This is a genomic window from Streptomyces sp. NPDC031111 (assembly GCF_055570675.1).
The window spans coordinates 45,770-59,459 of the sequence record NZ_JBVIGS010000020.1 but is presented as its reverse complement, the minus strand read 5'-3'; the positions used below and the strand labels follow the sequence as shown (position 1 = coordinate 59,459).

Here is a 13,690-nt window from a genome sequence, read left to right as displayed (position 1 = left end):
CATGGCGATATGTCCTCACTCAGGGTGTCCACGCCCTGGTTCGACGAGACCGGCGGTGAGAGTTCCTGGCTCCCGGGGTGTTCACCCCGGTGACAGTGGCGGGACCGCGCCGGAATCGCACCGGCTTCCTCTCCTGCCGCCGTATTGGCTCAGGCAGTCCACCACGGCCCCGGAAGGGCCGTCAACTTGCCGTTGACCTGCGAGGCTGAAGTGTGCTGAGGCCCACAGAGGGGCTCCGGTGGGTGAACCGCGATCGGAGGTCCGCGGAGGCCGTGGAGGTCCGCACACGTCGGCGGGCGGTGCGGGCGCCGAGGCTCCCGCACCGCCCGCCGGACGAGTGCGATGTGTGACCGGGCCGATCAGGCCATGATCAGGTAGATGCCGTATGCCACCGCCGCCGCGCACGCCGCGAAGCAGGCGTAGGCGCCGGTGACCGCCAGGGCCGCGGACTGGCCCTGGGCGGCGGCCCGCTCACGGCGGGACAGGCCGTTGATGCCGAGGGTGAACAGGGCCACCAGGGCCACGGTGACCACGAGGCTGACGCCGAAGACGGAACCGAGGGCCGCCCAGTCGATCTTCATGGTGCTTCTTCTTCCTTCGTACCGGGGTTACCGCGTCGCGGTCAGACGGTGGTCTTGGCCGAGGGGGCCGCCGGGTCGGTGGCGGCGGGAGCGGCGATGGTGGCCGCGAGCTCCTCGGTCACGGTGCCCGCCGGGGGCGGGGTCACGGCGGCCATGGCCTGCGTCACCACGCCGGACGGCTCCTCGCCCGGGACCTGGTGGTCGTTGACGTTGGTGTGGTCGATGACCTCACGCCGGGAGATCTTCCAGATCGCGGCGCTGGAGGCGACCAGGAAGACGGCCACGAGGGCGGTGCCCCAGTCGCCGAAGTCGCAGACCCACTCGGCGAGCGCCGCGACGAGGGCCGCCGCCGGCAGCGTCAGACCCCAGGCGACGAACATCCGGGTGGCCGTCGACCAGCGGACGACACCGCCCTTGCGGCCCAGGCCCGCGCCCATCACGGAACCGGAAACGGAATGCGTGGTGGAGAGGGAGAAGCCGAGGTGCGACGAGGCCAGGATGACCGTCGCGGCACTGGTCTGGGCGGCGAAGCCCTGCTGCGGCTGGAGGTCGGTCAGACCCTTGCCCATGGTGCGGATGATGCGCCAGCCGCCGAGGTAGGTGCCGAGCGCGATGGCGATGCCCGCGGAGAGGATGACCCACATGGGCGGGTCGGAGTCGGGGGCGAGGGTGCCGCCGGCGACCAGGGCCAGGGTGATGATGCCCATCGTCTTCTGGGCGTCGTTGGTGCCGTGGGCCAGGGAGACCAGGCCGGCGGAGGCGATCTGCCCGGCGCGGTAGCCCTTCTCGGAGGCCTTGCCGTCGGCCTTGCGGCCCAGGCGGTAGGTCAGCCGGGTCGCGAACATCGCGGCGAGGCCGGCCACCAGCGGGGCGGCGATCGCGGGGATCAGGACCTTGGTGACGAGGACGTCGCCGTGCACCGCGCCGAAGCCGGCGGAGGCGACGGTGGCGCCGATCAGACCGCCCATGAGGGCGTGCGACGAGCTGGACGGGAGACCGACCAGCCAGGTCAGGAGGTTCCAGAGGATCGCGCCGACCAACGCGGCGAAGATGACCTCGGGACGGATGCCGGCCTCGTCGACGAGGCCCTTGGAGATCGTGTTGGCGACCTCCACGGAGAGGAAGGCGCCTACAAGGTTCAGTACGGCGGACATGGCCACCGCGACCTTGGGCTTGAGCGCACCGGTCGAAATGGTCGTTGCCATCGCGTTCGCGGTGTCGTGGAAACCGTTCGTGAAATCGAACGCGAGTGCGGTTACCACCACAATCGCGAGGATCAGCGAGAAGCTTTCCATTTACCCAGGCAATCGTTCGAGGTCATTGGCTGGTCGAACGTAGGTAACCAGGGTGAACGGAAGATGAACTGGAATGGGCATCGTGGTGACCGTAAGAGGGGGTGGGCGCTCCGCCGGACGGCGGATCCGCCCCGGTCCCGCACGGGTCGGCCCACAACCGGAGGCTCGAGCCTCTCGGGCGGGCTTCTTCAGCCGGTCGAGTGAACCGCTGATGTGGTTCTGGTCACCCGGGAGAGTGCCGCGGCCGCCTGGCAGGATCACCGCATGGCTGAGCGGCGACGGGACGGGCGGGAAGCAGGGGGCGCGGGCGTGGGCGATCCGCGGGGGAGACGGGTGAGCGAGGAGGAGGCGAGGGCCTGGGCGGAGCTCGTCGAGACCGCGCGGCGGACCGTCGCCGACGGACTCGTCGTCGGCACCTCCGGCAACGTCTCCGCGCGGGTCGGCGGGACCGTCCTGGTCACGCCGTCGGGAGTGCCGTACGACCGGCTGACGCCGGACGACGTGACCGGTGTCGATCTCACCGGCCGGCGGGTTCTCGGCACGCTCGCCCCGACCAGCGAGCTGCCCATGCATCTGGCCGTTTACCGTTCGACCGGCGCGCGCGCCGTCGTGCACACGCACGCCGTGCACGCGACGGCCGTCTCCACGCTCGTCGACGAGCTCCCGCTGATCCACTACATGGCCGCGGCGCTCGGCGGACCCGTCCGGGTCGCCCGCTATGCGACGTACGGCACCGACGAGCTGGCCGAGAACATGCTCCGCGCGCTCGACGGCCGCACCGGCTGCCTCCTCCAGAACCACGGCACCGTCACCCACGGCACGACCCTCGCGCAGGCCTACGACCGCACGGCCCAACTCGAATGGATGTGCCACGTATGGCTGACGGCCTCCTCGATCCCGTCCCGCACCCCCCACCTGCTGACCCAGGACCAACTGACGCAGGTCCAAGAACGCCTACGGACGTACGGCCAAAGGAGCTGACCGCCCCCGCGTCCCTGCGGGCAGTCGTGCCGCTGGGGCGATGGGGGTACCTCCCGCTCGAGCGAAGCCGAGAGTGGGGGAGGGTGGGCGCAGACGGCACCCCGTTAGCGCCGGGCTGCGCGACACCCCCCGGCCACCCCCACTGGCCCCGACCGCCCTCCCCCAGGACACTGGAGAACGTGCGCACTGTCAGAGCGACGGCCGCTGCCGTCACCGCCGTGATGGGCGCCGGCGCCGCCGCAGTAGCCGCCGGCCGCTTCGCCAGCGACGCCGCCCTGCGGACGACCCCCGGCGCCCCCCTCCCCACCGAGCCGAAACTCACCGTGCACGCCACAGCCGCAGGCCGGATCAGCCTCACCCGGGACTTCGCCACGCTGCGCCCCGGCCGCCACGGACTCACCGGCGACGGCTTCCACGCGGTCGTCGGACCCGTACTGGCCGACCCCCCGGACTCCGCCGACACCGTCGTGCGCCGTCTCGAACGCGTCACCTACGGCACCCTGGAGCCCGGCGACCGCGCCTGGCTCACCCCGAGCCTCCACGTCGGCGACCCGAGCACCGCCCTCGGCCTGGACCACACCGACCTCGACATCCCCGGCGAACTCGGCCCCCTGCCCGCATGGTTCGTGCCGGGCGCCCGGGACACCTGGGTGGTCGCCGTCCACGGCCTCGGCACCACCCGGGAACACACCATGAACGTCATGGAGTTCCTGCACCGCCACCGCTTCCCGGTGCTCGCCGCCGCCCACCGGGGCGACCCCGGCGCACCGCGCTCCCCGGACGGCCTCAACCACCTCGGCGAGACCGAGTGGCGGGATCTCGACGCCGTACTCCACCACGCCGTGGACTCCGGCGCCCGGCAGGTCGTCCTGTACGGCTGGTCCACCGGCGCGACCATGGCGCTGCGCGCCGCCGCCCGCTCCGAGGTGCGCGCACGCGTCGCCGGTCTGATCCTCGACTCCCCGGTGCTCAGCTGGGAGGCGACCCTGCGCGCCCTCGCCGCGGCCCGGCACACCCCGGGGATCCTGCTGCCGCTCGCGGTCCGCGCCGCCCAGGGACGGACCGGCCTGTACGGCGACCGCAGGCCCGACGCCGTCCACCTGGGGCGGATCACGGTGCCCACCCAGATCTTCCACGGCCCCGACGACACGGTGGCCCCCTGGCGGTTCTCCCGCCGGCTCGCCGCCGACCACCCGAACACCATCACCCTGCACACGGTCGCGGGCGCCCCGCACGCCGCGATGTGGAACGCCGACCCCGGGCCCTACGAGGAGGCCCTGCGGCGCTTCCTCACGCCCCTCATGTGACAGCGGCGGGTGCGGGCCGGACGGCCGGTGGCGGTGATTCCGTTTAGGGGTGTACCAGTGGCCTGAATCCCTCCCTCCGACCCTGTCCGGGCCCGAGGCGCGGGCCCTCCCGCCGTCCCCGTCGACATTCCGTTTGGGTTTTCGGACCGTCAACCGCAAGACTGCACCCGTGACGTCCCGTATCCCGCGCGACTCCAGGCTTCGACTCGTCCGCCCGCGACCCCTGGCCGCCGCCCCCAGAGCGATGAACCAGCGGCGCTCGCGCCGCCCCGCGCCACGCCCCCCGGAGGGCACTCCGGCACCGGCGGAGCTGGCCAGAATGGCGCGCTCCGGTCTGGCCGCCGCGGCCCGCGTCGCCCGCTGGGCCGACGCCGCCCTCGGCCCCGGCGGGGACAGCGCCACCGCCGACGGCAAGGCCACCCTCTCCGACGCGACCGCCGAACGGGCGGCCCGAGCCCTGGGCCTGACCCCCGCTCAGGTGCGCGCCGACTGGGACACGGCCCGCCTGGCCGGCCTCATCGAGGTGCACGGCGACAGCGCCCGCCCCGGCTGGCGGCTCCGTGCCTGGGACCGCGACGACAGCGCCGTACTGCGCGGCTGGGTCGCCCTCTGCGACGCCTGGTCGCTCGCCCACCCGGAGCCCGAGGAGTACGAGGCCACCGTCGTTGCGGAGGTCGTCACGGCCATGCCGCAGGTCCTCTCCTTCCTCCAGCTCTCCGCCGGCCCGGTCCCGGTCGCCCAGCTCCTGGACCTCCTCCAGCAGCGGGTGACCGAACTCCGGACGGAGCGCTGCGAAGTCGACTACACCCCGCAGTCCGAGACGCCCGGCCGCGAGCTCAGACCCGGCATCCCGCTCCAGCGGCCCCGCCCCGCGCTCGCCCCGCCGGCCGCCGACGCCCCGCTCGAGCCGCTGCTCGACTGGGCGCTGCGGGCGCTCGCCTCCGTCGGCGCCCTCACCTACGGCGACGGGCAGGCCACGCTCACCCCGCTCGGCAGCTGGGCGGTGTGGGTCAAGCTGGAGCAGATCTGCGTCGCCGCGCAGAGCCCCGCCGGGAACATCGAGCAGGGCGCCGAGGACATGCTGCGCGGCTGTGCCCAACTGCGCCCCAACGCGGCCCGCGCCGAATACCGCGCCTGGCTCGCCGCCCGGCCGGTGGGCAGCGCCGTCACCGAGCTGGTCGACGCCGCCCGGGGTGAGGACGCCCTGCTGCGCGGCCTCGCCTTCGAGGCGCTGCGGGTGGTCGGCGCCCCCGCCGAGCCCGAGGTCCGCGCCGTGCTCGACGAGCCGACGCTGCGGCCGTACGCCCTGCTGTGGCTCGCGGAGCACGACGGCGCCGACCCCGAGGACGCCCACGAGGTCCTCACCCGCGAGGAGGCCACCTGGCTGTGGGTGGACACGGCGGCCGCCGTCGCCGACCACGGCGAGGCCCCGCTGCTGGTCCGGCACCTGGAGTCCGCGATACAGCCGACCGTCCCCGCGCTGCTCAGCGAGGTACGCGCCGTCGGCCACCCGCGCACCGTCCAGGTACTGGTCGCCCTCGCCGCGGCCCACCCCGACCCGGCCCTGGCCAAGGCGGTCCGCCGAGCCGCCTTCCAGGTGCACACCGGCGGCTGACCGGGGGCCGGCCCCCGGCTCAGGCCCCGGTCTCCGGCGCGTACGTGCCGAAGCTCCAGACGTTGCCCTCGAGGTCCCGGGCCATGTAGTCGCGGGAGCCGTAGTCCTGGTCGGTCGGGGGCATCAGGATGTCCGCGCCCTGCTCGACCGCGCGCCGGTGGTGTGCGTCGGCGTCGTCCACGACGACGTACACCCCGGCAGGGCCCGCGCCCTTCATCGCCGCGTCGAACACCCCGCCGCGGCCCTTCGTGCCCAGCATCACCACGCCGTTGCCCTGCGCCAGCTCGGCGTGCATGACCGTGCCGTCCTCGCCCTCGTACACCGACAGCTCGGTGAAGCCGAAGGCCTCCGTGAGCTGCCGGATCGCCGCCTTCGCGTCGGTGTACAACAGCGTCGGCACCACGCTCGGACGCCCGCCGCCCGTACCTGCCATGGCGATCACTCCCCAGTCGAATGTCCGGATCTCGCCCAGTTTGGCACCGGCCACCGACAACGGCCGGGGGAACCGCGCGCAGAAAAAGTGGTTGCACCGCCCCGTTAGAATGGCTCGCATGGCCATTCTCCTCGCGCATTAGACGGCGGGAACGTCCTCAGCCGCCCCCACCGCCACCCACACCTGCCCAGGAGTCTGTCCGTGATCTCCGCCTCCGGCATCGAGCTGCGCGCCGGTGCCCGCGTCCTCATCGAAAGCGCCACGTTCCGCGTCGCCAAGGGCGACCGCATCGGCCTCGTCGGCCGCAACGGCGCAGGCAAGACCACCCTCACCAAGGTCCTCGCCGGCCAGGGCATCCCGGCCGCCGGCAACGTCACCCGCTCCGGCGAGGTCGGCTATCTGCCCCAGGACCCCCGCACCGGCGACCTCGACGTCCTCGCCCGCGACCGCATCCTCTCCGCGCGCGGCCTCGACGTGCTGATCCGCAAGATGCGCGACAACGAGCAGCGCATCGCCAACGGCCAGGGCGCCACCCGCGAGAAGGCGCTCAAGCAGTACGAGCGCCAGGAGACCGAGTTCCTCACCAAGGGCGGGTACGCCGCCGAGGCCGAGGCCGCCACCATCGCCGCCGCGCTGAACCTGCCCGACCGGGTGCTCGGCCAGCCGCTGCACACCCTCTCCGGCGGTCAGCGCCGCCGCGTGGAGCTCGCCCGGATCCTGTTCTCCGACGCGGACACCCTGCTGCTGGACGAGCCGACCAACCACCTCGACGCCGACTCGATCGTCTGGCTGCGCGACTACCTCAAGACCTACCGCGGCGGCTTCATCGTGATCTCCCACGACGTCGACCTGGTCGAGACGGTCGTGAACAAGGTGTTCTACCTGGACGCCAACCGCGCCACCATCGACGTCTACAACATGGGCTGGAAGCTCTACCAGCAGCAGCGCGAGGCCGACGAGAAGCGCCGCCGGCGCGAGCGGCAGAACGCCGAGAAGAAGGCCGCCGCGCTCAACGCGCAGGCCGACAAGATGCGCGCCAAGGCCACCAAGACGGTCGCCGCGCAGAACATGGCCCGCCGCGCGGAGCGGCTGCTGTCCGGCCTGGAGGACGTCCGCCAGTCCGACAAGGTCGCCAAGCTGCGCTTCCCCGAGCCCTCGCCGTGCGGCAAGACCCCGCTGATGGCCGAGGGCCTGTCGAAGTCGTACGGCTCCCTGGAGATCTTCACCGACGTCAGCCTGGCCATCGACAAGGGCTCCCGGGTCGTCATCCTCGGCCTCAACGGCGCCGGCAAGACGACCCTGCTGCGACTCCTGGGCGGCGTCGAACAGCCCGACACCGGCGCCGTCGTCCCCGGCCACGGCCTCAAGCTCGGCTACTACGCCCAGGAGCACGAGACCCTCGACCCCGACCGCACGGTGCTGGAGAACATGCGCTCCGCCGCGCCCGACATGGACCTCGTCGAGGTCCGCAAGGTGCTCGGCTCGTTCCTGTTCTCCGGCGACGACGTGGACAAGCCGGCCGGTGTCCTCTCCGGCGGCGAGAAGACCCGTCTGGCGCTGGCGACCCTCGTGGTCTCCTCGGCGAACGTGCTGCTGCTCGACGAGCCGACCAACAACCTCGACCCGGCCAGCCGCGAGGAGATCCTCGGCGCGCTGCGCACGTACAAGGGAGCGGTCGTGCTCGTCACCCACGACGAGGGCGCCGTCGAGGCGCTCCAGCCGGAGCGGATCATCCTGCTGCCGGACGGGGTCGAGGACCTGTGGGGCGCCGACTACGCGGACCTGGTCGCCCTCGCCTGAGGTCCCGGAGTCGTCAGCCGGGGTTGATCGAAGGTGTGATCCATTGCGTATGGATCATTCGGCCCATCGGTGATCCATCATTCGTGTGAGATCTCCTCATCCCGACGTGTGTCCTACACGGATTTCGCGGCCGAGTCCCCGATGAAGCGGGGCTCGGCCGTCGCGTCTTCCTGACCTGGTACTTCGCGGAAGAACCCGTTCGGGGGTATCGCCGACACGCCGTGGAATGACTCATTCCGTATGTGGGGATGCGCTCCCGTCGTCACAACCTTGTCTCACCGACCTTGCCGAATGGGTGGCCATGAGGGCCTGGAGGGGTGATCATGAGGAGACCAGAGCGCACTTCCCATGAGGAGGCACGGGTGGCCGAGACTCTGAAGAAGGGCAGCCGGGTGACCGGCGCCGCGCGCGACAAGCTCGCGGCAGACCTGAAGAAGAAGTACGACGCCGGTGCGAGCATCCGGGCGTTGGCCGAGGAGACCGGCCGCTCGTATGGCTTCGTGCACCGCATGCTCAGTGAGTCGGGCGTCACGCTGCGAGGGCGTGGCGGGGCGACACGGGGCAAAAAGGCTCCTTCGGCCTGACCCCGGGCGCCCCACGTTCCCGATGGTGGCCACCCGGTCGGCCGACTGACCGGCCGGGTGGTTACTGTGCAGTCACTTGGATGACCGCACCCATCGGAGGCGCCCCATGGCTTCGTCCGCCCAGGACCTCGGTCCCGTACTCGACAAGGACGGCGTACGGCTCACCGTCGATGACGCGATCGCCGCGGTGACGCTGACCAACCCGACCAAGCGCAACGCGCAGAGCCCCGCTCTGTGGCGGGCGCTGACCGAAGCGGGCCGGCTGCTGCCGGGCTCCGTGCGCGTCGTGGTGCTGCGCGGTGAGGGGAAGTCCTTCTCCGCCGGGCTGGACCGGCAGGCGTTCACGCCCGAGGGCTTCGACGGCGAGCCGTCGTTCGTCGACCTCGCGCGCGGCGACGACGCCACGCTGGACGCGACCATCGCCGAGTACCAGGAGGCGTTCACCTGGTGGCGGCGCAGCGACATCGTGTCGATCGCGGCTGTCCAGGGACACGCCATCGGGGCCGGCTTCCAGCTTGCCCTCGCCTGTGACCTGCGCGTCGTCGCGGACGACGTGCAGTTCGCCATGCGTGAGACCAGCCTCGGCCTCGTCCCGGACCTGACCGGTACGCATCCCCTGGTCGGCCTCGTCGGCTACGCCCGCGCGCTGGAGATCTGCGCGACGGGCCGCTTCGTCACGGCCGAGGAGTCCGTGAACACCGGCCTGGCGAACCTCGCCGTGCCCGCGGCCGACCTGGACGCGGCGGTCCAGGACCTCACCGCGGCGCTGCTGGCCGCCCCCCGCGACGCCGTGATCGAGACGAAGGCCCTGCTGCGCGGCGCCCAGTCCCGCACCTACGACGAACAACGCACAGCAGAACGCGCCGCCCAATCCCGCCGCCTACGAGACCTGGCCGGCCTCGCCGAATAACCCGCGATCCGCAGGCCGCCGCCTGCCGCGTCTCCTGCGGCCTGCCGCGCGATCCGCGGGCAGTCGTGCCTCCCCCAGTGCCTAAAGGGCCTGGGAGGTACCCCCAGGGCGGCACGGGTGGGCGCGACGGCACCCCGCGAGCGCCGGGCCGCGCGACCTCCGTACGGTCAGTCCAGCGCCGTGATCAGCACAGCCACGGTAGGCCGATCCGGCAGCGCTTCCGTCACCGCCGAGCGAACCCCCCGGACCACGTCCAGCGGAAAAGCCCCCGCCGCGACCGCGAGGTCCACGCGCACGTGACGCCGAGGCAACGCCGCCCCCGACCGATGCTCGGCCATATGGACCGGCCGCCCCAGCGTGCCGGTCAGCCGCGCCACCCCCGCCACGCCGAGCGCCGCCGCCGCGACGCGCTCCACCTCCGAGTCCCCGGCGTCCGCCGGCTCCGGCGAGGGCTCCCGCCCCGGCCCGTCGGACGGCACCGGAGGCTCCGCGTCCAGCAACTCCGTCACCCGCAGGTCCACCTCAGTGACGGCCAGCCCGATCCGCTCCACCGCCGCTTCCGCCAACGCCGTACGCAGCCGGGATGCTGTCTCCGGCAGCGGCCGCGACGCCACGGCCGCGAACTCCACCGCCAGCCGCAGCGGCCCCGCCGGCAGGGCGCTCGGCGGAGCCGGCACGACCGGCACGCCCGCCTCACCCGCCTCGCCCGCCTCCTCCGGACCGACGAGCCCGATCCGTACCCCGTCCAGGCGTACGCCCGGCGCATCCCGCGCCGCCGCACGCCGCAGCGCCGCCGCCACGGCCCGCTCCGCGATCCACGCGCCGTCGCGCGGTCCTCCCAGGGGCAGGATCCTGCCCAGCCCCACCTGTTGCCGCACCACCTGAGTCCACCGGTCCGCCGTCACTCCTCCAGCCTGACGCATCTCGGGCGCGATACCGCGCAACCGCGCATACCGTGGTCCATGAGGACGATCGAAGGGACCTACGGCGATGACCGACATGACGGAGGGCGGCCCGGTACGGACCCCCGACCCGGAGAAGAACCTCTCGGAGACAGGCCCCCGCAAGGGCCAGGGAACCCGCCGGGGCGGTGGCGACCCCGCGACCCGCGGCCGTACCACCATCGCCGACGGCGTCGTGGAGAAGATCGCCGGGCTGGCCGCCCGGGACGTGCTCGGCGTGCACGCCATGGGCAGCGGGCTGTCGCGGACCTTCGGCGCCGTGCGCGACCGCGTGCCCGGCGGCTCGAAGTCGGTGACGCGTGGCGTGAAGGCCGAGGTCGGCGAGGTGCAGACCGCGCTCGACCTGGAGATCGTCGTCGACTACGGCGTGTCCATCGCCGATGTCGCCAGGGCGGTACGGGAGAACGTCATCGCGGCGGTCGAGCGGATGACCGGCCTGGAGGTCGTCGAGGTCAACATCGCGGTGAGCGACGTGAAGCTCCCCGACGAGGAGGACGAGGAGCCGGAGACCCGGCTCCAGTAAGGCGCCGGCGAGCGAACGGAGCGCACCATGAGCATGGCAGTGATCGGCATGATCGCCGGCATGGCGCTGGGCTTCGCCGGGTACTTCGGCGGATTCGGGGCCTTCCTGCTGGTGGCGGCCCTCGGCGCCGTCGGATTCGTCGTCGGGCGGTTCCTCGAAGGGGACTTCGAACTCGGCGACTTCTTCCGTCCCCGTGACGAACGACGGCGGTGACGGCGTTGAGCACGATCGCCGAGCCCGGCCGGGGCCCGGCCCCCGTCGCGCCGGGCGAGCGCGGGGCGACCAGGATCGCCGACCGGGTGGTCGCGAAGATCGCCTCCCAGGCGGCCCGCGAGGCGGTCGGCCCCCTCCCGCCGGACGCCGCACCACCGCGCGCCACGGTGGTCGTACGGCATGACGCCGCCCGGGTCCGGGTGCAGATCGAACTCGACTACCCCGCCGACATCGGCGGCCGGTGCGCCCGGGTGCGGGCCCAGGTGGTCGACCGGGTGCGTGCCCTGGCGAACATGCACGTGCCGGAGGTCGTCGTCATGGTCGAACGGCTGCACGTGGCGGTCACGCGGGAAGCGGCCCGGGGGAGGACGCGATGAGCGGCCCCGGGGGCACGGTCCTGGAGGACAAGGAGAACCCGCCTCCCGCACGGGGCGCCACGCCCGTGTCCGGCGAGGGCCACCGGCAGCGGCACCGCTTCTGGTCGGCGCGCCGGGTCCCCGCGGGCCTGGTCGCGCTGCTGCTCCTGGTGATCGCGGGCGCGTTCCTGTACGACGTCGCGGCGGTACGGGCCGACCGGGCCGCGCTGAGCTGGCGCCGGGACCTCGCCCGGCAGCTCGCCGAGCGGCCCCTGGACGACACCTGGGTGCTGGTCGGCGCCGGCGTCGCCGCCGCACTCGGACTCTGGCTGCTGCTGCTCGCCCTCACGCCGGGTCTGCGCGCCCTGTTGCCCATGCGGCGCACGGACCCCGACGTCCGGGCGGGACTCCACCGGGACGCCGCCGCGACGGTGCTGCGGGACCGGGCCATGGAGGTGGCCGGCGTGCGCGAGGTGCGGGTCAAGGTGAAACGCTCCCGCGCGGAGGTCCGCGCGGTGTCGCACTTCCGTGAACTGGACGACGTACGGGCCGACTTGACCAGCACGCTCGAGGACGCTGTGACAGGGCTGGGCCTGGCCCGGCCGCCCGCCCTGTCGTTGCGGGTACGGCGGCCCGGCCGGAAGGGGAGGTAGGGGTGCTCAGGGGCGTCAACCGGGTGCTGCTCGGGATCGTGGGGCTGGTGCTGACGGCCCTCGGAGGGTCGGTGCTCGCGATCGGGCTGGGTGCGCCGTCGCCCTCCTGGTGGCTGCACGACGGGCGGAACGACGTACTGCTGACCGAGTCCGAGCGGACCCGGTGGCGGGACGAGGGCTGGTGGTGGCCGGTAGTCATCGCCGCGCTCGCCGTGCTGGTGCTGCTCTGCCTGTGGTGGCTGCTCGCGGTGTTCCGCCGGCGGCGGGCGGCCGAGGTGTTCGTCGACACCGGCGACAACGAGGAGGCGTCGCTGCGCGGGCGAGCCCTGGAACAGGCCCTCGCCGAGGAGGCGAGTCACCTGGACGGCGTAGCCCGGGCCCATGTCGTGCTCACCGGCCGCAAAGGCACCCCGAGAGCCCGGGTACGGCTCCTCCTGGAACCCCACATCGACCCGGCGACAGCCCTGCACGACCTGATCACAGGCCCCCTGACCCACGCCCGCACCTCAACCGGCCTCCCCACCCTCCCCACATCCCTACGCCTACGCACAACAAAACACCCCCCAGAACGAGTGACCTAACCCTCGCGCTCTCCGCGGGCAGCCGCACGCCGCGTTCTCCGCGGGCAGTCGTGCCGCAGGGCGGCACGGGTGGGCGCGACGGCACCCCGCAAGCGCCGGGCCGCGCGACCCACCCCCGCCGAGCTCCCACACGGGGTCAGAACCCGTGCCGAACCCCACCATCCACCGGCACCATCACACCCGTCAGATAGGACGCCGCCGGCGAAAGAAGAAAGGCCGCTGCGCGGCCAAACTCCGCCGGACTCCCATACCGCCGCAACGGAATCCGCGATTCCGCAGCTTGCCGCGTCGCCTCCGGATCCGCCGACAACGAATCCAACTCCCGCACCCGATCCGTGTCGATACGCCCCGGCAGCAACCCCACGACCCGAATCCCCCGCGGCCCCAACTCGTCCGCGAGCGACTTGGCGAACCCCGCCAGCCCCGGCCGCAGCCCGTTGGAGATCGTCAGCCCGGGAATCGGCTCATGCACCGACCCCGACAGCACGAACCCGATGACCCCGCCCTCACCCAGCTCCGCCGCGGCCGCCCGCGCCATCCGCACCGCTCCCAGGAACACCGACTCGAACGCCCCCTGCCACTGCTCGTCCGTGGTGTCGGCGACGAACCCCGGCGGCGGCCCGCCCACGCTGACGAGAATGCCGTCGAGCCGGCCGAACCACTCCCGCGCGGTCGCGATCAGCCGCGCCGGCGCCTCGGGATCGGCGTTGTCGACGGCCACCCCGACCGCCTCCGGCCCCAGCGCCGCCGCCGCCTCCGCGACGCTCTTCTCCTCCCGTCCCGTGACGACCACCTTCGCCCCGTCCGCGACGAGTTCCCGCGCGGAGGCGTTGCCCAGGCCGCGGGTCGCCCCGGTGACGACGTACACCCGGTCCTTCAGTCCAAGATCCATGGCC

16 protein-coding genes and 1 riboswitch are annotated in these 13,690 nt (G+C 73.0%); of the genes, 11 read left to right on the top strand and 5 right to left on the bottom strand.

Annotated features, from left to right (window positions below; genetic code table 11):
- Positions 1–40 precede the first annotated feature (40 nt).
- Positions 41–178, bottom strand: a riboswitch (cobalamin riboswitch).
- 181 nt (positions 179–359) lie between these two features.
- Entirely contained in the window at positions 360–581 is a 222-nt protein-coding gene (locus ACZ470_RS32570; protein WP_468433071.1) for a hypothetical protein, read from the bottom strand.
- Between the two features lie 41 nt (positions 582–622).
- Positions 623–1,876, bottom strand: a complete 1,254-nt coding sequence (locus tag ACZ470_RS32565; protein ID WP_468433069.1) for an inorganic phosphate transporter — start codon at positions 1,874–1,876, stop codon at positions 623–625.
- 264 nt (positions 1,877–2,140) lie between these two features.
- On the opposite strand from ACZ470_RS32565, the gene ACZ470_RS32560 reads away from it, so the two are divergent.
- From ACZ470_RS32560 to ACZ470_RS32550, 3 genes are all read left to right on the top strand, one after another.
- The gene (locus ACZ470_RS32560; RefSeq protein ID WP_468433068.1) at positions 2,141–2,857 is read left to right on the top strand and encodes a class II aldolase/adducin family protein; all 717 of its coding nucleotides are present in this window, start codon (positions 2,141–2,143) and stop codon (positions 2,855–2,857) included.
- A 179-nt stretch (positions 2,858–3,036) separates the two neighbouring features.
- Entirely contained in the window at positions 3,037–4,164 is a 1,128-nt protein-coding gene (locus ACZ470_RS32555) for an alpha/beta hydrolase (RefSeq protein ID WP_468433066.1), read from the top strand.
- 169 nt (positions 4,165–4,333) lie between these two features.
- Positions 4,334–5,779 carry a hypothetical protein gene (locus ACZ470_RS32550; protein ID WP_468433064.1) on the top strand — a complete coding sequence of 482 codons (1,446 nt, stop codon included), beginning with the start codon at positions 4,334–4,336 and terminating at the stop codon, positions 5,777–5,779.
- A gap of 19 nt (positions 5,780–5,798) precedes the next feature.
- On the opposite strand, the gene ACZ470_RS32545 is transcribed toward ACZ470_RS32550, so the two are convergent.
- Complete coding sequence (locus tag ACZ470_RS32545) at positions 5,799–6,212, bottom strand: VOC family protein (protein WP_468433200.1); 414 nt, start codon at positions 6,210–6,212, stop codon at positions 5,799–5,801.
- A 201-nt stretch (positions 6,213–6,413) separates the two neighbouring features.
- Here ACZ470_RS32545 and ACZ470_RS32540 point away from each other — a divergent pair, with 201 nt between their 5' ends.
- The 3 genes from ACZ470_RS32540 (at position 6,414) to ACZ470_RS32530 (ending at position 9,506) form a co-directional block, all read left to right on the top strand.
- Complete coding sequence (locus ACZ470_RS32540; protein WP_037937995.1) at positions 6,414–8,012, top strand: ABC-F family ATP-binding cassette domain-containing protein; 1,599 nt, start codon at positions 6,414–6,416, stop codon at positions 8,010–8,012.
- A 362-nt stretch (positions 8,013–8,374) separates the two neighbouring features.
- A complete protein-coding gene (locus ACZ470_RS32535) occupies positions 8,375–8,596 on the top strand; it encodes a helix-turn-helix domain-containing protein (RefSeq protein WP_029385158.1) in 222 nt (73 codons plus the stop codon).
- Positions 8,597–8,702: 106 nt separating this feature from the next.
- Positions 8,703–9,506 carry an enoyl-CoA hydratase/isomerase family protein gene (locus tag ACZ470_RS32530; protein ID WP_468433062.1) on the top strand — a complete coding sequence of 268 codons (804 nt, stop codon included), beginning with the start codon at positions 8,703–8,705 and terminating at the stop codon, positions 9,504–9,506.
- A gap of 167 nt (positions 9,507–9,673) precedes the next feature.
- Here the strand turns inward: ACZ470_RS32530 and ACZ470_RS32525 are convergent, their stop codons facing one another.
- Complete coding sequence (locus ACZ470_RS32525) at positions 9,674–10,411, bottom strand: nucleopolyhedrovirus P10 family protein (RefSeq protein ID WP_468433061.1); 738 nt, start codon at positions 10,409–10,411, stop codon at positions 9,674–9,676.
- Positions 10,412–10,496: 85 nt separating this feature from the next.
- Between ACZ470_RS32525 and ACZ470_RS32520 the strand changes: the two genes are divergently transcribed.
- From ACZ470_RS32520 to amaP, 5 genes are read left to right on the top strand one after another with little or no spacing between them, the layout of a single operon-like run.
- Entirely contained in the window at positions 10,497–10,991 is a 495-nt protein-coding gene (locus ACZ470_RS32520; protein WP_468433059.1) for an Asp23/Gls24 family envelope stress response protein, read from the top strand.
- A gap of 27 nt (positions 10,992–11,018) precedes the next feature.
- Positions 11,019–11,204, top strand: a complete 186-nt coding sequence (locus ACZ470_RS32515; RefSeq protein WP_468433057.1) for a hypothetical protein — start codon at positions 11,019–11,021, stop codon at positions 11,202–11,204.
- Positions 11,201–11,581, top strand: coding sequence for an Asp23/Gls24 family envelope stress response protein (locus ACZ470_RS32510; protein ID WP_468433056.1), 381 nt, complete (start codon positions 11,201–11,203; stop codon positions 11,579–11,581). The genes ACZ470_RS32515 and ACZ470_RS32510 overlap by 4 nt, the downstream gene beginning before the upstream one ends.
- Positions 11,578–12,213 carry a DUF6286 domain-containing protein gene (locus tag ACZ470_RS32505; RefSeq protein WP_468433054.1) on the top strand — a complete coding sequence of 212 codons (636 nt, stop codon included), beginning with the start codon at positions 11,578–11,580 and terminating at the stop codon, positions 12,211–12,213. Before ACZ470_RS32510 ends, ACZ470_RS32505 begins: the two co-directional genes overlap by 4 nt.
- Before the next feature lie 2 nt (positions 12,214–12,215).
- The gene (gene amaP, locus ACZ470_RS32500) at positions 12,216–12,794 is read left to right on the top strand and encodes an alkaline shock response membrane anchor protein AmaP (RefSeq protein ID WP_468433052.1); all 579 of its coding nucleotides are present in this window, start codon (positions 12,216–12,218) and stop codon (positions 12,792–12,794) included.
- Positions 12,795–12,930: 136 nt separating this feature from the next.
- On the opposite strand, the gene ACZ470_RS32495 is transcribed toward amaP, so the two are convergent.
- A complete protein-coding gene (locus tag ACZ470_RS32495; RefSeq protein WP_468433050.1) occupies positions 12,931–13,686 on the bottom strand; it encodes an SDR family oxidoreductase in 756 nt (251 codons plus the stop codon).
- Between the last annotated feature and the right edge of the window lie 4 nt (positions 13,687–13,690).